Here is a 20,002-nt window from a genome sequence, read left to right as displayed (position 1 = left end):
GCCCCACGGTAGACGCGGACGCCGACAGCGGCGCGGCGAGGGAGATGACGGGGCGGTCTCCCTGCGGTGCCGTCCGTACCGACCAGCAGGCTCGCGTGTCGGAGGCTGCGGGCACGCTGTCCCCATGACGACCTTCTTCTGGTGCGCGCTCACCACCCTGCTCGGTGCGGTCTTCGGCTATGTGCTCGCCGTGGTGCGTTCTGGTGCCCGCGTCCGCCACAGCGAGGTCGCGGTCGCCCGCGCGGAGGCCGAGCTCGCGGCCGAGCGGCGGGGGGCCGGTGAGCGGCTCCTCGCGATGCAGCACGACCAGGACAGGCTCTCGGACCAGTTCCGCGCTCTCGCCGCGGATGCCCTGGCGTCCAACAACGAGCAGTTCCTCGGTCTCGCGGAGCAGCGGCTCCGGGCGACCCAGGTGGCCGGCCAGGCCGACCTCGCCTCGCGGACCGAAGCCGTCCAACAGCTCGTCGCGCCGCTGACCCGCTCACTGAGCGACGTCCGTCAGCAGATGCAGGTCGCCGAAGAGGCACGGATCGCGAGCACGTCGGCGCTCGCCGAGCAGGTCCGCGGGATGCGTGAGGCGTCAGAGCTGCTGCGCACCCAGACCGGATCTCTCGTCTCTGCCCTGCGCACCTCGGACATCCGCGGCGCCTGGGGCGAGATGCAGCTGCGCCGGGTGGTCGAGGTGGCAGGGATGCTCAACAGGGTGGACTTCGTCGAGCAGAGCCACGTCTCGACCGACGACGGGGCGCTGCGCCCCGACATGGTCGTGCACCTCGCCGGCGGCAAGAACATCGTGGTCGACTCGAAGGTCGCCTTCCTCGGCTACCTCGACGCCCAGCAGGCCACCGACCCGGCGTACCGGGCTGAGCGGCTCGCGGCCCACGCCCGGCACGTGCGCAAGCACATCGACGACCTGGGCTCGAAGCGGTACTGGGACCAGTTCGCCCCGTCGCCGGAGTTCGTGGTGATGTTCATCCCGGCCGAGCCGTTCCTCGCCGCGGCTGTGGAGGAGGATCCGTCGTTGCTGGAGTACGCCTTCGGCCGCAACGTCGTCATCGTCACGCCGATGACGCTCATGGCCCTGCTGCGCACGGTGTCCTACGCGTGGCGTCAGGAGGCCCTCGCGGAGAACGCGCAGAAGGTCCTCGAGGTGGGCAAAGAGCTGCACGGTCGCCTCGCGACGATGGGCAGCCACCTCACCCGCCTCGGCCGGCAGATCCAGGGTGCGGCCGACGCCTACAACAAGACCGTCGCCTCGCTCGAGACACGGGTCCTCGTCAGCGCCCGCAGGTTCGCGGAGCTCGACGTGGTCGACACCGACCTGGAGACCCCTCCCCCGGTCAGCCCGCACCTCGGGGTCGTGAGCGCACCCGAGCTGCTGGCCTCGGCCGACGAGTCGCTCGTCGACCTGGACGACCTCAGACGGGGTTGACCGTCAGCGAGCGGCGGTTGCCGCGCTTCGGGTGAGTCTCCTCGCCGGCCTTCTTCAGGTCGGCGCGGAGCTCACGAGGCAGCGAGAACATGAGGTCTTCGGTGGCGGTGCGCACCTCTTCGACCTGGCCGTAGCCGCGCTCGGCGAGGTAGGCGAGCACCTCGTCGACGAGGATCTCGGGGACCGAGGCGCCCGAGCTCACACCGACGGTGCGGACACCGTCGAGCCAGGACTCGTCGATCTCCTTGGCGTAGTCCACGAGGTACGACGCGCGGGCACCGGCGTTGAGCGCGACCTCGACGAGGCGCACGGAGTTGGAGGAGTTGGTCGAGCCGACGACGATCACGAGGTCGCACTCGGGGGCCAGCTTCTTCACGGCGACCTGGCGGTTCTGCGTCGCGTAGCAGATGTCGTCGCTGGGCGGGTCCTGCAGGGTCGGGAAGCGCTCGCGCAGACGTCGCACGGTCTCCATCGTCTCGTCGACCGAGAGCGTGGTCTGCGAGATCCAGATGACCTTGTCGGGGTCGCGGACGGTGACCTTGTCGACCTCGTCGGGCGAGTTGACGATCTGGATGTGCTCGGGGGCCTCACCAGCCGTGCCCTCGACCTCTTCGTGGCCGTCGTGGCCGATGAGCAAGATGTCGTAGTCGTCAGAGGCGAAGCGGACAGCCTCCTTGTGGACCTTTGTCACCAGGGGGCACGTCGCGTCGATCGTCTGGAGCGAGCGAGCCTCGGCGGCTGCGACGACTGCCGGCGAGACGCCGTGCGCGGAGAACACGACGCGGGCACCCTCGGGCACCTCGTCGGTCTCGTCCACGAAGATCGCACCGCGGTCGCTGAGCGTCTCGACGACAAACTTGTTGTGGACGATCTCCTTGCGCACGTAGATCGGCGCACCGTGCAGCGCGAGCGCCTTCTCGACGGCGATGACAGCGCGGTCCACGCCGGCGCAGTACCCGCGCGGGGCGGCGAGCAGGACGCGTCCGGGCGCCTGGGCGGTGCCGTCGGCGCTGGCGTCGGCGGACGTGCGAGCAGTCGCGAGAGGAAGAGTTGTCACGTCGTCGAGTCTAGGCGACAGGCCCTGCGCGCCCCAGCCCTGCGGCCGCTTCCGAGGGGTGGGGCACGACACCCTCACATCTGGGAATGAATTGGGCGGGGACTCAGGGCTCGGTGGGGATGGCTGTGGAGTCGGGGTAGAGACGGGCCCAGCGGCCCGGGTCGGGAACCCCGAACTCTTCGATCGCGGCGCGCGTGTCGTCCGTGAGGTAGCACCCAGATTCGACAGTTACACCGAGTGATACCTCCGAGCCGAACCGGATGACACTGCCCCGGTCGCCGAAGATCTCGAGCTGGTGGAGGCCCGGCCCCTCTGCGAGCATCAGCGGGTCGTCGAACCCGTGGTCGGCTGCCACGGCGGAGATGACGTCGACCGCCTCCGCCCAGTCCTCGTGGTCGAGAGCCTGGTCCTCGGCGAACGCTGTGACGTAGACCGACCGACCATCGAGCACGTCGTAGGTCCCACCGCAGACGGTCCCCCTGCTGAAGCGGCTCTCCACCACCCAGCCTGTCGACCCGAATCTCTCGTCGAGAGCATCACGAAGCTCGATGCTGAGTCCCTCGGAGCCAGACCTAGCGTCCTCGGCGCTCGGCAGCGCCATCAGCTCGTCGATCGCCGCGAGAGTGATCGCCGCGTCGGTCTCCTGCTCCGTGGACATCGTGTCGCTGTCGTCGACGCAGCCCGTCAACAAGCCACCCACAAGAGCGAACAACGAGATGACAGTGACCTTCCGCGCTCTGAGAGCTCCTGGTCGAGACACGATCAACGTCAGCTCACTCTCTCGGCCGGGACGACCGTCGAGTCGGGATAGAGGAGGCGCCAGTGCTCCGGGTCCGGGACACCGAACTGCTCGATCGCCGATCGGTCGGACTCTCTGAGATAGCACCCCGACTCGACGGTCACTCCGAACGACGTGTTGGAGTACATGCGGACGACACTGTCTCGAGCGCCGAAGATCTCCGTCTGGTGCGAACCTGGCTGATCTGCCACGACAAATTCTTGGGTGAAGCCTTCAGGACCGACGACTCCCGTGACGACGTCGACGGCGCGCGTCCAGTCATCGCCCTCGAGCGGGCGGTCAAAGGTGCGGCTCATGATCGACACCGACCGTCCCTCCAGCCTCTGGAACCGGCCACTGCACACTGGCCCTGTCGCCAGGCCGCCCTCGACGTCCCAGTCGCTCGACCCGAACTCGTCATCGAGCGCCTGCCGGATCACCTGGGCGAGATCGTCATAGGTCGGTTCGACGAGCTCCACGCTAGGCAGAGCCATCAGCTCGTCGATCGCGGCAAGAGTGATCGCCTCGTCGGAGTAGTTCTCTGTGGGCGTCATGGCCCCATCGTCGACACAGCTGGTCAGGAGACCGCATGCCAGAGCCACCAGCGGGAAGATGCTGGCTCTCCGTGCTCTGGAGACACCTGGACGAGGCAAGGCAACAGGCAGGTCACTCTCTCGTCGTTGTCGGGTCATCATGTCAGCGAGGTCGAGCTCGCTACGCCCTCTCCGGTCGACCGAACATCAGGGAATGAACCAAGCAGCGCTCAGCGCTCGGTGGGGATCGCTGTGGAGTCGGGATAGAGGAGGCGCCAGTAGTCCGGGTCGGGGACGCCGAACTGCTCGACCGCGTCACGGCCCACCTGGGTCAGATAGCACCCCGAGTCGATCGCCACACCGAGGGAGGTGTGGGAGTACAAGCGGACGACGCTGTCGCGATCGCCGTAGAACTCGATCTGACGTGAGCTGCTCCCGTCGGACACGACGAACTCGTCGTCGTACCCGCTCGCCGCGACGACGTCCGACACGACATCCACTGCGCGAGCCCAGTCGTCACCGTCGATGATCTGATCCTGGGCCCGGGCCGAGACGTAGACCGCCTGGCCCTCGAGCATGTCATAACGCCCCCCACACACCGAGCCGGACCCGAAGCTGCTCTCGACGTCCCAGGTGAACGCGCCGAACTCGTCGTCGAGAGCAATGCGGATCTCATCTCCGAGCTCGTCGAAGGTAGCCTGCGCGGCCTCGGCGCTCGGCTGCGCCATCAGCTCGTCGATCGCCGCGAGAGTGGTTGCCTGGTCGGTGTACTGCTGCGTAGGCAGCGTTCCTCTCTCGTCGGCGCAGCCCGTCAAAGAAGCGCACGCCAGGGCGAACAACGAGATGAGACCGACTCTCCGTGCCATGGAAGCCCTTGGCCGAGGCGGCGTCACCGTCAACTCACTCTCTCGTGGTCGACGGCCATGATGTTCCCAAGATCGACCACCTCCGTGACCGTGAACGGACGCAGAGGTGATCTGTCGGAACCCCAGGCACATCGTGCACAGGATGCTTGTCAACCGTTGGCACGCGTCGGCCGGCCCGGGTCAGACGGGACCAGAGACGAGTTCGGGTACTTCCTCGACCACCTCTCGGGGTCCGGGACGCCGTGCAACTCAATCGCGTCGCGGTCACTGTTCGTCAGATAGCAACCTGACTGGATCGTCACTCCGAACGAGGAGTGAGAGTAGACGCGTACGAAGGCTCCGCGGTCTCCTGCGAACTCGACCTCGTGCGCCCCCTCCTCGTCGATGACGAGCGTCTCGACGGTGAACCCGTGCGTCTTCGCGGCTCGCCGGACGGCATCCTCAGCGCGATCCCAGCTCTCGCCTTCGAGAGGAGGACCGTCGACGGTGCTCCGCACAGCGACCGACCTGCCCTCCAGCTGCTCGTAGGGGCCGTTGCACACGGGCCCGGTCCGCAAGACTGGCTCTTCGGTCTCCCACTGGAAGGCTCCGAGGTCGTCATCGACCGCGCCACGGACGTCCGCACCGATCTCGCGGTACGGAGAGAGCATGTCCTCGGCGCTGGGCAGGGACATGAGGTCATCGATGGTGGCGAGAACCTCTTCCTCGTCCGACGGGCCGGTCTGGGTGGTAGGCATCACGTCTCCTCCTTGACAAGCTCCGACGAGCGCACCACTGAGCACCACGACGACGAAGCAGGAAATGGACAGACTCGCCTGGCGCCGTCTGACCGTTCGGTGCGGACCAGGTCTTTGCCTACGCTGCCTCATGGGCCTGCCACCGCTCGCTCCGGATTGCCCATGATGACCTGCACCATATTGAACTGGCTGCGGGTGCCATCGAACAGGTACTCGGAATGGCCTGAGCTGCCTTCCAGGCCCTCACCGCCAGGGCCCAAGCCAGCGACGACCGGAAGCTCGATCCAGCCGTTGGAAGGAACAGTGACCGGCCCTTGTTGCGGCAAGTTGACGACTCGACCGTAGGGAACTTCCCCGAGCTGTCCGGTAGGCGCCAAGAACTGGTGGTAGTCCTTGATCGGATCGTTGTTGGACAGCATCGAGTAACGACCCACACCCGGCGCAGGCGCGGCACCTGCGCCAGGAGCGCCGAAGGCGACCACGTCGTCGATCTTGGAACCGAAGACCGCAGCTGCATCGCCCGAGACGACAGCGCCATACGAGTGACCCAGAACCGAGATGTGGGGGTTGGTACGGCTCACACCGGCACCACCGTTGGTCGAGGCAAGGCCCGTGGTGAACTGAGCCAACTCGCGGGCGCCTTGGGCGGCCGGCTCTCGGCTCGTCGCCTCGAGCAGGCTCTGTGGGGCTTCGTAGTCCATCCACGAGATCACCGCGGGAGGTTGTGCCCCGGCTCGTGCCGAATCTCCAGCTCGGTCGCGCAGGGCCTCGGCATCTCGGTCCAGCGTAATGAGCTTCCCTGAGACCGTAGAGCCGGTCCCAGGGACGAGGACCCCGATGTGCTCCGCCTCATCCGGGTTACCGACGGAGACGGCAGACTTTGGCATGCCAGAGGCCATGTCCAGGACGAGGAGATAGCGCGAGTCTCGGCCGATGACCTGGTCGATGCTGTCCAGAGCATCTAGACGGTCTCTCGCTGCACCCCACATCGTCGATGCCTCCTCGTCCCAGTCTGGGTTCATGATCCAGAACTCCTCACCTTCGGGAAGCCCTATGTCCCTCTCAACGAGCATGAATTCCGGATTCAGTGCCGCCCTCGCAGCCCAGTACGCCTCGTCACCCACCAAGGGCTCGCGGAGTCCAGACAAGCGCACCCGGTTGGCCGCATCTCGAGCGACCGCAGGGATGCCGTCCCTGTTGCCGATAAGCCCTGGGAGCGCGGCGATGAAGAATGCCTGCGCCTCAGCGCTGAGGTCGTCCCACCAGGCCGTGACGTCTTCAGGTGTCTTCCCGAGGAAGAACAACGGGTTGAGCGCTACCTCGACCACCCCGTCGGGGTAACCCCACGTGCCGGTGCTGACCAGCGGTGCGCCAGCACCGGGCGTCCCGGAGGTAGAGACCGGCGCCGGCGCGTCGACTGGGATTGCCGCGATCGCTCGCGCACAGGCCTCCTCCGCCTCGCAGAGCTCTCGCTCGGCTGCGGCCGCCTCAGCCGTCAGACGCGTGTTCTGTGCGACAAGCGCGGGGTCGTCCTGCCACGAGTCGCTGCTCGTGGCGGCGGCTCGGAATGACGAGATGGCACTCGTGGCCCGGACCTGCTTAGCCTGTGCCGCCTCTGCCTCGAGGGCGAAGGTCGTCAGTGCGCGGGCGATCGCCTGCGCGGCTCCCGCGAAGCCGTCGGTCGCCGTACGGACGGGGCTCATCGCCGACATGAGCTGCTGGCTCTCGGGGGCGGAGTACCCGTCACCGACGCGCAACCACGAGACCGACGCGTCGGCTCCGGTCGACGCGTGCGTCTCGGCCGCGCTGCTGACCGCCCGGGCGGCATCGAAGATGCTCTCCGTGTCGATTCGCGCCCCGGGTGCGGGAGCCACCAGCCGCCTCACCAGGCGATCCTGGGCGCGAAACGCTCGTTCTCGGCGCGCCCACGCTGGGTGTTGGCTGCCATGTCGACTTGCGCGTCGCCGTAGGCCTGCACGGCCAGTTCAGTCTTGTCCGCGACGGCGTGCGCACGCTCGGCGGACCACAGGGCCAATGGCGTGGCCCTAGCCGCGAACTCGTCTAGAGCCGCTTGCACGATGGCGCTGCCCCCTCCTCCGCGCACGACAGCAGCGATGGTGTCGTTCCCCGAGTCCGCGAGCCGTTGTGCGGCTCGCCTGGTCTCGGACGTGACGTCAAGAACTGATGCTGGGCTGATCGCCCATCCCCCCACAGGCATGCGTCGAGAGTACACAGCCTGGTCACAGGCTTGTACCCGGTGTCGGCGGCATAGGGCACTCTAGACAGGTGGCACATCCCGACAGCACCGCACCCGAGACCGCCTCGACCGACGCCGCTGCTGCGCGTCAGCCGCTCGCGGCGAAGGCGGCCGACACCACGGCCGAGAACCCGTGGCCCGTCAGGCTGCTCTCGGCCAAGATCAGCGACTACATCGACCGGATGGCTCCGCTGTGGGTCGAGGGGCAGGTCGTACAGCTCAACCGGAGGCCCGGCGCGGGCATGGCGTTCTTGACGCTCCGCGACACCGATGCCGACATGTCACTGCCCGTCTCCGTGTACGCGAAGGTCCTGGACGCCGTCACCGCGCCGATCGACGAGGGCGCGCACGTCGTGGTCCGCGCCAAGCCCACGTTCTGGACCAAGCGCGGCTCCTTCCAGCTGCAGGCCGACCAGCTCAAGCCTGTCGGCGTCGGCGAGCTGCTCGCCCGCATCGAGCACCTCAAGCGGGTGCTCGCCGCCGAGGGGCTCTTCGACCTCGGCCGCAAGAAGCCGCTGCCCTTCCTGCCGCGCGTCGTCGGGCTGGTGTGCGGGCGCGAGTCCAAGGCCGAGCACGACGTGGTCGTCAACGCCCGCGCCCGCTGGCCGCAGGTGCGGTTCGAGATCCGCGAGGTCGCCGTCCAGGGGGTCTCCGCGGTCCCGCAGGTGAGCGCAGCGATCGCCGAGCTCGACGCGAACCCCGATGTCGAGGTGATCGTCGTGGCCCGGGGCGGCGGCGCCGTCGAAGACCTCCTTCCCTTCAGCAACGAGGCGCTCGTCCGCGCCGCGTCCGCGTGCCGGACGCCGCTCGTCAGCGCGATCGGCCACGAGACGGACGCCCCCCTGCTCGACCTCGTCGCCGACTACCGCGCCTCCACACCGACCGACGCTGCCAAGCGGATCGTGCCGGACGTCAGCGAAGAACGGGCACGCCTCACACAGGCGCTGAGCCGGATGCGCTCGGCGGTCACCCACCGCGTCCGCCAAGAGCAGGCCGGGCTCGACGCGACCCGGTCACGCCCCGTGCTGGCCTCCCCGCACACGATGATCGAGACCCGTGAGCGCGACGTCGAGGCCGCTGTCCGTGCTGGGCGTTCGGCTCTCGACAGGCTGCTGAGCAGCGCGTCGTCGACAGTCGACCGCCTCGCGGCCCAGGTCCGCGCGCTGTCCCCCGCCGCCACCCTCGACCGCGGCTATGCGGTCGTCCAAGGACCCGACGGCGGGGTGGTCCGCTCGCCCGACGACGTCGCGACAGGCGACGCCCTGCGCATCCGCCTCGCCTCCGGCGAGATCACCGCCGCCACCCGCTAGAGATTTGGTGTACTTCTCCCATGACTGCTGACAGCACCACCTCCCACGGCGCCGCAGACGACCTGTCTGCGCTCAGCTACGAGCAGGCGCGCGACGAGCTCGTCCAGGTCGTCGCCCGCCTCGAGGCCGGCGGGGAACCGCTCGAGGCCTCGCTCGCTCTCTGGGAGCGCGGCGAGGCTCTCGCGGCGCGCTGCCAGGAGTGGCTCGACGGAGCCCGCAAGAAGCTCGACGCCGCCCGTACCGACGCGGGTGGCAGCACGACCGATCTCGACGACGAGTAAGGACCCTCGATGACCCCGCCCAGCCCCCAGCAGCCCGCCGAACCGCTCGCCCTCGTGGTGGGCGAGGCGCTCATCGACGTGGTGCACCGCGCCGACGGGACCGTCGACGAGCACCCGGGCGGCAGCCCGGCGAACGTCGCGCTGACCCTCGGACGGCTCGACCGCCGCGCCCAGCTTCTCGCGTGGATCGGGACGGACAGCTACGGCGACAGGATCCGCGGCTGGCTCTCGGGCTCTCACGTGGAGCTGGCGCCCGGCAGCGACGGTGCAGCGTCCACGTCGATCGCCACAGCCCACCTCGGTGCCGACGGTGGTGCAACGTATGACTTCGACCTCACCTGGGCTCTGCCCGCCGACGTCGTGATCCCTGACGAGACCGTCGTGGTGCACACGGGCTCGATCGCCGCGGTCCTCGAGCCCGGTGCGGCAGGGGTCCGTCGGGTGCTCGCCGCAGCACGTCCGCGGGCGACGGTCACCTACGACCCGAACATCCGTCCCACGCTCATGGGGCAGCCAGGAGACGTCCGCCCCGTCGTCGAGTCCCTCGTGGCCAGCGCCGACGTCGTCAAGGTGAGCGACGAAGACCTGCACTGGCTCTACCCCGGCGCGGACCTCGACGTCGTCGCGACGCGCTGGCAGCGCAGCGGGCCGGCCGTCGTCGTGGTGACCTACGGCGGTGACGGCGCCGTCGCGGTGACCGCGGACCACAGGCTCGAGGTGGCTGCGCCGCGCGTCGAGGTCGCCGACACCGTCGGCGCGGGTGACTCCTTCATGGGGGCGCTCCTGCACGGTCTGTGGTCGGCCGGGCTGCTCGGTGCCGCCCACCGCGCGCAGCTCGCCGCGATCGACGAGGCAACCCTGACAGCGGTCCTCGAGCAGTGCGTCAAGGTCGCCGCGATCACCGTGTCCCGTGCCGGTGCCAACCCGCCCAGGCTCCGCGAGCTGACGCCGACCGTCTGATCTGACGAGACGGACGAGCGCCACGGCCGGGCGGAGGCGCATCATCAAGACGGTGCGCCTCCGCCCTGCTCCGCGCACCGACGGACGAGAGAAGGATCTTCATGCCTCACCACGACACCCCCGCGGCCGCCTGGGCCGAGCTCCGCGCAGGCAACACGCGGTTCATCGAGGACAAGATGGAGCACCCGTCGCAGGGGTTCGACAGGCGTGAGCAGCTCAAGGTCGCCCAGCACCCCTTCGCCGTCGTCTTCGGCTGCTCAGACTCACGCGTCGCGGCCGAGATCATCTTCGACCAGGGCCTCGGTGACGTCTTCGTGGTCCGCACCGCCGGGCACGTCGTCGACACCACGGTGATCGGCTCGATCGAGTACGGCGTCGACGTCCTCGACACCCGCCTCGTGGTCGTCCTCGGGCACGACAGCTGTGGCGCGGTCGCAGCCGCTGCGCACGCCCTCGCGACGGGCGAGCAGCCGACGGGCTTCGTCAGGGCTGTCGTCGACCGCGTGATCCCGTCGATCGTCGGCATCACCGCTGCCAACGGTGGCGGCTTCGAGACTGTGTCGGCCGATGTTCTGCGCCGCGAGCACGTGCGCCACACGGTGTCGATGCTGCACTCCTACTCCGCAGGCCTGGCCAAGGCCGTCGAAGAGGGTCGCTGCGCGATCGTCGGCGTCGAGTACGACCTCGCCGACGGCCACGCCCGACTCATCGAGGCCATCGGCGACATCGGCGACGCCGAGTTCGACGTCTGACCCGGACGGCCCGGGCACCCTGGGTGCCCGGGCCCGGCTCGTGCTGACCAGGGCTGGTGCGGCACGATGGTCCTATGACTACTGCACCTGACACCGACGTCACCGGCGAGTTCCGCATCGAGCACGACACGATGGGCGAGGTCCGCGTCCCCGCGGCCGCCCTCTACCGTGCGCAGACCCAGCGTGCCGTCGAGAACTTCCCGATCTCCGGGACCCCCCTCGAACGCAGCCACATCGAGGCCCTCGCCCGCGTCAAGAAGGCCGCCGCACAGGCCAACGCCGAGCTCGGCGTCCTCGAGGCGGACCTCGCCCAGGCCATCGTCGACGCCGCCGAGGCCGTCGCGCAGGGCGGGTACGACGAGCACTTCCCCCTCGACGTCTTCCAGACCGGCTCCGGCACGTCGTCGAACATGAACACCAACGAGGTCATCGCCGAGCTCGCGACCCGTGCCCTGGGCCGCGCGGTGCACCCGAACGACCACGTCAACGCGTCGCAGTCCTCCAACGACGTGTTCCCGACCTCGGTCCACGTCGCCGCGACAGCCGGCGTCGTCCGTACGCTCATCCCCGCGCTCGACCACCTCGCGACGTCGCTCGAGGCCAAGGCCACCGAGTTCGCGACCGTCGTGAAGTCCGGTCGCACGCACCTCATGGACGCGACGCCAGTCACCCTCGGCCAGGAGTTCGGCGGGTATGCCGCCGCCGTCCGCTACAGCATCGAGCGACTCGAGTCCGCGCTCCCCCGCGCCGCCGAGGTCCCCCTCGGCGGGACCGCCGTCGGCACCGGGATCAACACCCCGGCCGGGTTCCCGCAGCGGGTCATCGCGCTCCTCGTCGAAGACACCGGTCTTCCGCTCACCGAGGCACGCGACCACTTCGAGGCGCAGTCGGGCCGCGACGGCCTCGTCGAGCTCTCGGGCGCGCTGCGCAGCATCGCCGTGAGCATCACGAAGATCTGCAACGACCTGCGCTGGATGGGCTCGGGTCCCAACACGGGTCTCGGCGAGATCGCGATCCCCGACCTCCAGCCCGGCTCGTCGATCATGCCGGGCAAGGTCAACCCGGTCATCCCGGAGGCCGTGCTCATGGTCGCCGCCCGCGTGATCGGCAACGACGCGACCGTTGCCTGGGCCGGTGCGAGCGGCTCCTTCGAGCTCAACGTGCAGATCCCCGTGATCGCGCTCGGTGTGCTCGAGTCGATCCGCCTGCTGTCGAACGCCTCAGTGCTGCTCGCCGACAAGACCGTCGACGGCATCACCGCGAACGTCGAGCGGGCCCGTGCTCTCGCCGAGTCGTCGCCGTCGATCGTCACACCGCTCAACCGGGTGATCGGCTACGAGGCTGCTGCGAAGGTGGCCAAGCACTCCGTGAAGAACGGTCTGACGGTGCGCGAGGCCGTGATCGACCTCGGCTTCGTCGAGCGTGGAGAGGTCACCGAGGCCCAGCTCGACTCGGCCCTCGACGTGCTCGCCATGACGCGCCCGCCGCAGGCCTGACTCCTACGGCTGCACAGCTGGCCTCGCAGCGCCGAGTCCCTCCCGGGTCTCGGCGCTGCGTCGTCTGCGCTCCGCGCACCGAGGACCCCGCCCTCGCCTACTCTGGAGCAGGACCGTCCGAAGGAGCTGACCGACCATGACCGAGCCGGGTGCACGCGCACGGGTAGACACGTGGGTGTGGTGCGTCCGCCTGTTCCGTACCCGCACGCTCGCCGCGGCGGCGTGCCGCGCGGGGCACGTGCGCGTCAACGGTGACCGGGCAAAACCTGCGACCCCCGTCGGTCCGGGCGACGAGGTACGGGTCCGGGTCGAGGGTCTCGAGCGGATCGTCGTCGTGACCAAGCCGATCACCCGGCGGGTGGGCGCCGCCGTGGTCCCCGACTGCCTGGTCGACCACTCTCCGCCGCCCCCGACGAAGCTCGACACCCCCGCCGTCCCGGTCCGCGACCGTGGCGCCGGACGCCCGACCAAGCGCGAGCGCCGGGAGATCGACGCGCTGCGCGGGCGCGCTCTCGACTGACGGCAGCGGCCCGTCCGGCGGTAGTGTCGCGCGGGTGACCGTGCTCATCGACGCCCCGCTGTGGCCCGCCCACGGCACCCTGTGGTCCCACCTCGTCTCGGACCTCTCCCTCGACGAGCTGCACGACTTCGCAGCGCGCGCGGGGATCGCCAGGAGGGCCTTCGACCTCGACCACTACGACGTGCCCGAGGCCAGGTTCGCCGAGCTCGTCGCCCTCGGGGCCGTCCCCACAGACCGCCGCGAGCTGGTGCGCAGGCTCGCGGCGGCAGGGCTGCGGGTCGCCGGCCACGCGCGGGGTGCCGCGAAGCGGGCTGCTCTCCAGGCACGCTGGGACGCACTGCTGCCCGGGACACCGACGGTCGGGTCGGAGCTCCTCGACCGCTGGTACGAGCCTCACCGCACCTATCACGGGCCCGCGCACCTGACCCATGTGCTCGACTCCCTCGTGGTCCTCGACCCGGACCGGACAGCACCGCGGGCCGTCGCCCTCGCGCTCTGGTTCCACGACGCCGTGCACGTCGGCGCGGCGGGCGCTGACGAGGCAGCGTCGGCTGCCCTCGCGGGCGAGATGCTCGGAGCCCTGGGAGCCAGGAGCACCGCAGTCGGCACCGCAGAGGCCCAGGGCACCCAGGGCGTGAAGGGCGCGGCCGGGGTCGAGAGCACCGAGGTCGCCGAGGTGCAGCGTCTCGTCCTGCTCACCACGCTCCACGACCCCGCCCCCGACGACTACGCGGGCGCGCTCGTGGGCGACGCGGACCTCGCGATCCTCGGCAGCGCGCCGGACCGCTACACCCGCTACACCGAGCAGGTCCGCCGGGAGTACGCGCACGTGCCCGACGAGGTCTTCGCCCCGGCACGCGCGGAGATCTTGGAGCGGCTGCTCGACACCGGACCTTTCTTCAGGACGGCTGTGGGGTCAGAGCGCTGGGAGGCGGCGGCGCGGCGCAACGTCTCCGACGAGATCGTGCGGCTGCGCTCCCACGGCGCGAGTCGCTGACGTCGCGTGGGTGCGTGAGGACGCCCGCCCTCGCCAGACGCGCGCCGTCGCCAGCCGCTCGGCCGAGCTGACACGGGGCAGACCTCGCGGGCGTGGCCTGTCCCGTGACCTCGGGTCGCGTCAGAGCGAGCTGCGCGGGCGTGGCGTGTCCCGTGACCTCGGGTCGCGTCAGAGCGAGCTGCGCGGGCGTGGCGTATCCCGCAACCTCGAGTCGGGTCAGAGCGAGCCGCGCAGCGCGGCACCGAGCTCGCGGCGGTTCTTCACACCGGCCTTGGCGAACACCCTGGAGAGGTGCGAGTCCACGGTCCGCACCGAGAGCACGAGGCGCTCGGCGATCTCGCGGCTGCTGAGGCCACCGGCAGCCAGGCCGGCGATCTGCTGCTCGCGACGGGTCAGCGTGACCGAGCGCTGGGTCGGGGGCAGCCACACACCGCACTGGCCGAGCTCGTGGGAGGCGACGAGCATCAGCTGCGGGTCGCCCGAGGCCATCGCCTCGGCGTGCGCCGCGAGGGCCTGGGCCCGGCGTCCGTCCACCCGCGAGGCGAGGGCACGGGCCCTCTCGACGAGCTCCCCGGCGCGTGCGACCCGACCGTCGCCGTAGAGGGCGAAGACCGCACGGTGCACGGCGTCGAGCTCGACCCGGGCGAGATCACGGACAGCAGCCCAGTCGGCCAGCTCGAGCGCCTGCTCGGCGAAGGTCGGCTCGCGCAGCCACGCCGAGGCGTCGAGCCGCACCAGCCGGATCTCGGCCTCCGTGTAGGAGCCGTAGAGGCGTGACGGCACGTGCTTGGCGCGCTCGAGCAGCTCACGCCCACCCGAGGTGTCCCCCGAGGCGAGAGCCATCACGGCCTCGGAGACGAGCGACATGGCGGAGAGCCCGATGACGTCGGAGATCGCCAGCTGGCCGTTGGCGGCGTGGATCTCGTCACGGGCGTGCGACCACCGTCCGCGCAGCGCCGCGATGCCGCCGCGCAGCAGCCGGGTCGCCGTGGGGTCCACGTTGAAGGGGACGTCCGGCTCGTCGAGAGCCGCGACGATCGACTCGGCGAGGGCGACCTCTCCGAGGCCGACGACCGTGAAGTAGCCGACGCTGAAGATCTCCGCGACAGACCACGGCCGGGTGTCCGAGTGGGCCTGCGCGACGCCGTAGAACCGCTGCGCGAGCGACTGCGCTGCGAAGAGCCTGCCGCGCTGGGTGAGGTCGAGCAGCAGGAGCGGGACGAGCGGCAGCACGTCCGGAGAGTAGGCGGCCGGGCCCTCGAGGATCGCGGCGCACTCGTCGCGGCACTCGTCGAAGCGCAGCGCGCTGGCGAGCACCGTGATGCGGGCGACCTGCAGGCGCAGCGCGACCCGGGCAGGCAGCTCGCCGTCGTAGAGAGCCTCGAGCTGGCCGCGGAGCCGCTCGACCTCGGCCAGGGCCGCGGCGTCATCTCCGTGCTGGTGCTGCTCGATGCCGATGACGATGTCGCTCACGTCGGCGAGGATCGCGGCGCGGTCGTCGAGGGGAAGATCTGTGCGCACGACGTCGTCGAGGAGCTCGTCGAGGTCACGCTTGGCCCGGGCGCTCTGGTCCAGGTAGTACCAGGCCAGCGCCCGGCCGTGCAGGAGGCGCAACCTCTGGGGGTCCCGCGGCTCGCTGACGCGCAGCGCGTTGGTCGCGATGCGCACAGCGCTCTCGCACCGACCGGACATGAGGGCGCCCTGGAGCGCGCCGAGGACCCTGTCGGGGGTCTCGCGCACACCGCAGGCGAGCGCGGTGTCGACCGAGTCGACCAGGACCGGGCCGCTCTGCTGCTGGAGGTCGTCCTGGACACCGCGCAGCAGCTCGAGGTCGAGCCTGCGCCGAGAGGTCGAGGTCGTGGCCCGCAGGACCTGGCCGTAGACGATCGCGCAGCCGAGGTACGCCGCGCGGGAGCCCACGCTCGCGCCTCCCTGACGCTGCGAGGACACGAGCCCCTCGGCGACGAGGTGGTCGACGGCTGCGGCGGGGACGAGACGCTCGAGGGAGTCGCGGTCGACGGTCCCCGAGGTCGCCACGAGGCGCAGCGCCTGGCGCTCCACGGGGCTCAGACCAGCCAGGTCGTGCTCGACGAGGTGGCTCAGCCTGTCGCTCACGGGAGCCTCCCCCGACCACACCCAGACGTCGCCGTCGCGGCGCACGGTGCCGTCGACGAAGGCCTCGACGGTCGTCTCGACGAGCAGCAGGGGGTTGCCACGGGTGGCCTCCCACACGTGGTGGAGCACCCGCTCGGACACGGGTCCGGCCAGTGCCTTGCGCAACCAGCCCTCGACCTGCGGCTTGGTGGCTCCGCGCAGGTCGATGCGGTCGACGGCCCCGTCGCGCCACATCTCGAGCCACGGGCTCTGCGAGGCACGGTGACCGCGCATGGTCGCGACGAGCTGGATCTCGTCCTGACGGGCCAGGCCCGCCAGGACGCGGGCGCTGAGGTCGTCGAGGAGGTGGGCGTCGTCGAGCCTGACCACGACGCGGCGGCCGGCGGACATCGCGCGCAGCGCGTCGAGGACCACCCGGCGGACCACGCCGACCCCCGCGGCGACGGGGACGTCGATGTCGGGGAGCACCGCGAGCAGCGCCCCGAGGGGCACCTCGGAGTCGGCGCGGTTGGCGCCGACGCTGACCCACACGGGGCTGCCGGGGGTCTCGGTCGCAGCACGACGGCTCCCGGGTGCCGGGGGCGCGACGGCGTAGAACGCGTCGGACTGGGTGAAGCCGTCGAGGAGACGGGTCTTGCCGACACCCGGCTCTCCGCAGAGGAAGACGCTGCGGCCGGCGACGACGGCGGCCTCGAGCTGGGCACCCTCGTCGTCGCGCGCGAGGGGCGTGCGACGGATCGCCGCAGCCGTGAGGTCCAGACGGGACGTGGAGGGGGTGCGCGTCCATCCGGTGGCTAGTACAGGTGACGGCACAGGTCCAACCTCCGGTGTGGGCCGAGGAGGCCCGATGGTTCGCTGCACAGACTTTAACGGGCGGCAATGGGTACTTGGTCCCATGCACCGGAACTTCACCCGCTCCGACTGCGACCGCGAGATGACCCGTGACCAGCACCTCTGCTACACGCGAGCCGAGGTCGACCGGGCGAAGTCCGGGTGCGCACCACAACTACGTAGCGACTACCGATGCCCCTGCGTGGTCACGACTCCTAGCGTTGCCGCGAAGCGTGCCCCAGTCACGTGCCGGCGACCTGGTCGACCTGTGCGAGCGGCGGGCGGTCCATCACACGAGGAAGAGGAAGAGCTCCGTGCCTACCTACACCGCGCCCGGCGTCTACATCGAAGAAGTCCCGTCGTCACAGAAGGTCCTCGCGTCGGCGCCCACAGCCGTCGCCGCCTTCGTCGGCTTCACCGAGCGCGCCCCGCTCGACGACCCGAGCGACCCCGAGGGTCTCGCCCCGAGGCTCGTCACCAGCTGGACCCAGTTCGAGAAGCTCTACGGCGGGTTCGTCGAGGGCGCCGTGCTGCCCCTCTCCGTCTACGGGTTCTTCCTCAACGGCGGCAGCCTCGCGTACGTCGTGCGCATCCCCAACGTCCAGCCCGCCGGCGAGCCCGCCCGCCGCGGTCTGCCCGCCGTCGACCGCGCCCTCGGCCTGCCGGTCTCGGTCGAGAGCATCGAGCCCGACGCGAACATCTCCGTCGCGGTCGAGACCGTCGAGGTGGACGACGACCTCGACGGCCCGTCGGCCTTCACCATCCACATCCTCCAGGGCGACGAGGTCGTCGAGAGCTACCCCGACCTGACCATCGGCGGGGCTGCCGACGCAGCGACTGTCATCAACAAGACGTCGACACGCGTCAAGGTCGAGGTCACCCTCGAGGCCAAGACCGACCTGTCGAGCCAGCTCGAGATCCTCAAGCCCGGCGTCTACCCGCTCGAGAAGGCCGCCCCCGTCGCGGTCCCCGTCTCCGGGCGCAAGTTCGCGGGCTCCGAGAACGCCCGCACGGGCATCAACGGTCTCGCGATCGCCGAGGACGTGACGATGGTCGCCGTCCCCGACCTCGTGACAGCCGCGACCCGCGAGGACGGCACCCTCGACCTCGATCTGTGGAAGGCCGTGCAGACCGCGCTCATCGCGCACTGCGAGCTGCACCCCAACCGCATGGCGATCCTCGACGCGCCTCCCGGGTTCGGTCCCCAGCAGGTCAAGGAGTGGCGCTCGGACGTCGCCCAGTACGACTCCGCCTTCGCGGCGCTCTACTACCCGTGGATCAAGGTCGAGAACCCGCTCCCGGGCGCGACCCAGGCGGACATCCTCATCCCGCCGTCCGGCCACGTCGCCGGCGTGTGGGCCCGCACGGACGACACCCGCGGGGTGTGGAAGGCCCCGGCCAACGACACCATCCGCGGCGTCCTGGACGTCGAGCGCTCGATCACCCAGAACGAGCAGTCGCTGCTCAACCCGCTCGGCATCAACGCGATCCGCCCCTTCGGCACGCGTGGCATCCGCATCTGGGGTGCCCGCACCCTCGCCTCGGACACCGACTGGCAGTACATCAACGTCCGCCGCCTGTTCAACATGATCGAGTCGACGATCCTCGAGGGCACCCAGTGGGCAGTCTTCGAGCCGAACGACGTGACCCTGTGGGAGGGCGTCAAGCGCACGCTCACCGGCTACCTGCACGGCCTGTGGCAGTCGGGCGCGCTCTTCGGCACGAGCGCCGAGCAGGCGTTCTTCGTCAACTGCGACGCGACGATCAACACCCCGGAGTCGATCGACGCCGGAAAGCTCGTCGTCGAGGTCGGCATCGCGCCGGTCAAGCCCGCCGAGTTCGTGATCTTCCGCATCAGCCAGAACAAGCAGACCGGCAGCTGAGCCGCAGCACCGTCGCCGCGGTCTCACCTCAGGGTGCAGATCGCGGCGACGGTGCCGGAAGGTGCCAGCAGGTGCCGACAGGTGCCACCCCCCGTCGCCGCAGAGCGACCCCCGCACAGCGCACGTCCCCGCACGACCGTCCCGGCGCAGCACCGCCGGGACGCCACACACCGAGCTGAGGAGCCACCGTGGCCGCAGGCCTGTTCACCAACGACCCGATCATCGCGCAGAACTTCTTCCTGGAGATCGACGGCGCCGTCATCTCCTCCCTCACCTCCGTCACGGGCCTCGACATCGAGGTCGCCGTGTCGACGACCCGCCAGGCCGGCGCCGGCGGCGTGGCCGAGGCCATCAAGGCCATGGGCACCCGGACCCTCGCCCCCGAGATCACGCTCGTGCGCGTGGCCCCGCTCGACTCCCCGAGCGACAAGATGTGGAAGTGGTTCAACGACGTCCGCGGGACCGGCCTCAAGGCCACGGACCGTGCCGGCATGCGCAAGAACGGCTCGATCGTCCTCTACGACTCCGCGAAGACCGAGGTCGCCCGTTTCAACTTCTTCAGCGCGTGGCCCTCGCGAATCGCGACCGATGGTCTGTCCGTCGACTCGAGCGAGGTCGTCAAGGAGAGCATCACGCTCCAGTGCGAGCGTCTCGAGCGCGTCAAGTGACCCTCCAGACCCGGTTCTCCTTCACCCTGCCGCGCGGCTACGTCGACGACCACGGCACGCTCCACCGCGAGGGCGTCATGCGCCTGGCGACGGCCCGTGACGAGCTCGAGCCGCTGCGCGACCCCTCGGTCGACGGACCCGACGACCCCCGCCTCACCGTCGTCGTCCTCGCCCGCGTGATCGAGTCGCTCGGCTCCCTCGAGCTCGTGACGACGCACGAGGTCGAGAACCTCTTCGCGGCGGACCTCGCGTTCCTGCAGGACTTCTACGGCGTCATCAACTTCGGCTCGCAGGAGGAGTACGAAGAGCTGCTCGCGCTCCAGCGCGACGCTCTCGCACCGATCCGCCAGGCCCCCGCGACGCCCACGGCTGCCAGCACGGTCGAGGCCGCCCCCGCGGCTCCGGCTGCCGCTGCTGCTGACGAGCAGGGCGTGCCCGCCCCGGTCCAGCACCAGCCGGCGGTCTCGGCCTCGGTGACGTACGCCCGCCGGACCGCCGTCGAAGAGATCCCGCAGGACGTGCGATAGCC

Annotated in this window: 19 protein-coding genes; 11 read left to right on the top strand and 8 right to left on the bottom strand. The window is 70.2% G+C overall.

What is annotated here, in order from left to right:
- Positions 1–124 precede the first annotated feature (124 nt).
- Positions 125–1,432, top strand: a complete 1,308-nt coding sequence (locus ASG53_RS05260; RefSeq protein WP_056129377.1) for a DNA recombination protein RmuC — start codon at positions 125–127, stop codon at positions 1,430–1,432.
- Here ASG53_RS05260 and ASG53_RS05255 read toward each other — a convergent pair.
- The 7 genes from ASG53_RS05255 to ASG53_RS19790 form a co-directional block, all read right to left on the bottom strand.
- A complete protein-coding gene (locus tag ASG53_RS05255) occupies positions 1,419–2,408 on the bottom strand; it encodes a 4-hydroxy-3-methylbut-2-enyl diphosphate reductase (RefSeq protein ID WP_056130737.1) in 990 nt (329 codons plus the stop codon). The two genes, ASG53_RS05260 and ASG53_RS05255, sit on opposite strands and share 14 nt — an antisense overlap.
- A gap of 184 nt (positions 2,409–2,592) precedes the next feature.
- On the bottom strand, positions 2,593–3,201 hold the full coding sequence (locus ASG53_RS05250; RefSeq protein WP_156382670.1) for an LppA family lipoprotein: 609 nt from the start codon (positions 3,199–3,201) through the stop codon (positions 2,593–2,595).
- Positions 3,202–3,257: 56 nt separating this feature from the next.
- Positions 3,258–3,962: an LppA family lipoprotein gene (locus ASG53_RS05245; protein WP_082543799.1), complete on the bottom strand. Its 705-nt coding sequence runs from the start codon at positions 3,960–3,962 to the stop codon at positions 3,258–3,260.
- 68 nt (positions 3,963–4,030) lie between these two features.
- A complete protein-coding gene (locus tag ASG53_RS05240) occupies positions 4,031–4,666 on the bottom strand; it encodes an LppA family lipoprotein (RefSeq protein ID WP_056129369.1) in 636 nt (211 codons plus the stop codon).
- Between the two features lie 149 nt (positions 4,667–4,815).
- A complete protein-coding gene (locus tag ASG53_RS05235) occupies positions 4,816–5,403 on the bottom strand; it encodes an LppA family lipoprotein (protein WP_056129367.1) in 588 nt (195 codons plus the stop codon).
- A gap of 128 nt (positions 5,404–5,531) precedes the next feature.
- Complete coding sequence (locus ASG53_RS05230) at positions 5,532–7,289, bottom strand: alpha/beta hydrolase (protein WP_056129364.1); 1,758 nt, start codon at positions 7,287–7,289, stop codon at positions 5,532–5,534.
- The gene (locus tag ASG53_RS19790; RefSeq protein WP_156382668.1) at positions 7,286–7,621 is read right to left on the bottom strand and encodes a DUF6507 family protein; all 336 of its coding nucleotides are present in this window, start codon (positions 7,619–7,621) and stop codon (positions 7,286–7,288) included. The genes ASG53_RS05230 and ASG53_RS19790 overlap by 4 nt, the downstream gene beginning before the upstream one ends.
- Positions 7,622–7,689: 68 nt before the next feature.
- On the opposite strand from ASG53_RS19790, the gene xseA reads away from it, so the two are divergent.
- The 7 genes from xseA to ASG53_RS05190 all read left to right on the top strand — a co-directional run bounded on the left by xseA (position 7,690) and on the right by ASG53_RS05190 (position 13,976).
- The gene (xseA, locus tag ASG53_RS05220; RefSeq protein WP_056129358.1) at positions 7,690–8,970 is read left to right on the top strand and encodes an exodeoxyribonuclease VII large subunit; all 1,281 of its coding nucleotides are present in this window, start codon (positions 7,690–7,692) and stop codon (positions 8,968–8,970) included.
- Between the two features lie 20 nt (positions 8,971–8,990).
- Positions 8,991–9,251, top strand: a complete 261-nt coding sequence (locus tag ASG53_RS05215; protein WP_056129356.1) for an exodeoxyribonuclease VII small subunit — start codon at positions 8,991–8,993, stop codon at positions 9,249–9,251.
- 9 nt (positions 9,252–9,260) lie between these two features.
- Positions 9,261–10,211: a carbohydrate kinase family protein gene (locus ASG53_RS05210; RefSeq protein ID WP_056129353.1), complete on the top strand. Its 951-nt coding sequence runs from the start codon at positions 9,261–9,263 to the stop codon at positions 10,209–10,211.
- Between the two features lie 101 nt (positions 10,212–10,312).
- A complete protein-coding gene (locus tag ASG53_RS05205; protein ID WP_056129351.1) occupies positions 10,313–10,963 on the top strand; it encodes a carbonic anhydrase in 651 nt (216 codons plus the stop codon).
- Between the two features lie 74 nt (positions 10,964–11,037).
- Positions 11,038–12,459 (top strand): class II fumarate hydratase, encoded by a 1,422-nt coding sequence (locus ASG53_RS05200; RefSeq protein ID WP_056129348.1) that lies wholly within the window; start codon positions 11,038–11,040, stop codon positions 12,457–12,459.
- Positions 12,460–12,595: 136 nt separating this feature from the next.
- The gene (locus ASG53_RS05195; RefSeq protein WP_056129346.1) at positions 12,596–12,979 is read left to right on the top strand and encodes an RNA-binding S4 domain-containing protein; all 384 of its coding nucleotides are present in this window, start codon (positions 12,596–12,598) and stop codon (positions 12,977–12,979) included.
- A gap of 34 nt (positions 12,980–13,013) precedes the next feature.
- Positions 13,014–13,976 (top strand): DUF4031 domain-containing protein, encoded by a 963-nt coding sequence (locus ASG53_RS05190; RefSeq protein ID WP_056129343.1) that lies wholly within the window; start codon positions 13,014–13,016, stop codon positions 13,974–13,976.
- Between the two features lie 216 nt (positions 13,977–14,192).
- On the opposite strand, the gene ASG53_RS05185 is transcribed toward ASG53_RS05190, so the two are convergent.
- Entirely contained in the window at positions 14,193–16,904 is a 2,712-nt protein-coding gene (locus ASG53_RS05185) for a helix-turn-helix transcriptional regulator (RefSeq protein WP_056129341.1), read from the bottom strand.
- Positions 16,905–17,236: 332 nt separating this feature from the next.
- On the opposite strand from ASG53_RS05185, the gene ASG53_RS05180 reads away from it, so the two are divergent.
- From ASG53_RS05180 to ASG53_RS05170, 3 genes are all read left to right on the top strand, one after another.
- A complete protein-coding gene (locus ASG53_RS05180) occupies positions 17,237–18,805 on the top strand; it encodes a phage tail sheath family protein (RefSeq protein WP_056130734.1) in 1,569 nt (522 codons plus the stop codon).
- A gap of 188 nt (positions 18,806–18,993) precedes the next feature.
- The gene (locus tag ASG53_RS05175) at positions 18,994–19,473 is read left to right on the top strand and encodes a phage tail protein (protein WP_056129337.1); all 480 of its coding nucleotides are present in this window, start codon (positions 18,994–18,996) and stop codon (positions 19,471–19,473) included.
- Positions 19,470–20,000, top strand: a complete 531-nt coding sequence (locus ASG53_RS05170; RefSeq protein ID WP_056129334.1) for a hypothetical protein — start codon at positions 19,470–19,472, stop codon at positions 19,998–20,000. Before ASG53_RS05175 ends, ASG53_RS05170 begins: the two co-directional genes overlap by 4 nt.
- The last annotated feature ends 2 nt before the right edge of the window (positions 20,001–20,002 follow it).

The sequence above is a fragment of the Sanguibacter sp. Leaf3 genome, from assembly GCF_001425965.1.
Classification (GTDB): Bacteria; Actinomycetota; Actinomycetes; order Actinomycetales; family Cellulomonadaceae; genus Sanguibacter; species Sanguibacter inulinus.
The sequence above is the reverse complement of the archived record's forward strand: the minus strand, read 5'-3'. Positions and strand labels throughout refer to the sequence as shown.

Coding starts and splice junctions, on each gene's coding strand:
- ASG53_RS05235 (WP_056129367.1), bottom strand. CDS start 5,403: ATGCCTACCACCCAGACCGGCCCGTCGGACGAGGAAGAGGTTCTCGCC.
- ASG53_RS05215 (WP_056129356.1), top strand. CDS start 8,991: ATGACTGCTGACAGCACCACCTCCCACGGCGCCGCAGACGACCTGTCT.
- ASG53_RS05245 (WP_082543799.1), bottom strand. CDS start 3,962: ATGATGACCCGACAACGACGAGAGAGTGACCTGCCTGTTGCCTTGCCT.
- ASG53_RS05240 (WP_056129369.1), bottom strand. CDS start 4,666: ATGGCACGGAGAGTCGGTCTCATCTCGTTGTTCGCCCTGGCGTGCGCT.
- ASG53_RS05200 (WP_056129348.1), top strand. CDS start 11,038: ATGACTACTGCACCTGACACCGACGTCACCGGCGAGTTCCGCATCGAG.
- ASG53_RS05195 (WP_056129346.1), top strand. CDS start 12,596: ATGACCGAGCCGGGTGCACGCGCACGGGTAGACACGTGGGTGTGGTGC.
- ASG53_RS05210 (WP_056129353.1), top strand. CDS start 9,261: ATGACCCCGCCCAGCCCCCAGCAGCCCGCCGAACCGCTCGCCCTCGTG.
- ASG53_RS05205 (WP_056129351.1), top strand. CDS start 10,313: ATGCCTCACCACGACACCCCCGCGGCCGCCTGGGCCGAGCTCCGCGCA.
- ASG53_RS19790 (WP_156382668.1), bottom strand. CDS start 7,621: ATGCCTGTGGGGGGATGGGCGATCAGCCCAGCATCAGTTCTTGACGTC.
- ASG53_RS05260 (WP_056129377.1), top strand. CDS start 125: ATGACGACCTTCTTCTGGTGCGCGCTCACCACCCTGCTCGGTGCGGTC.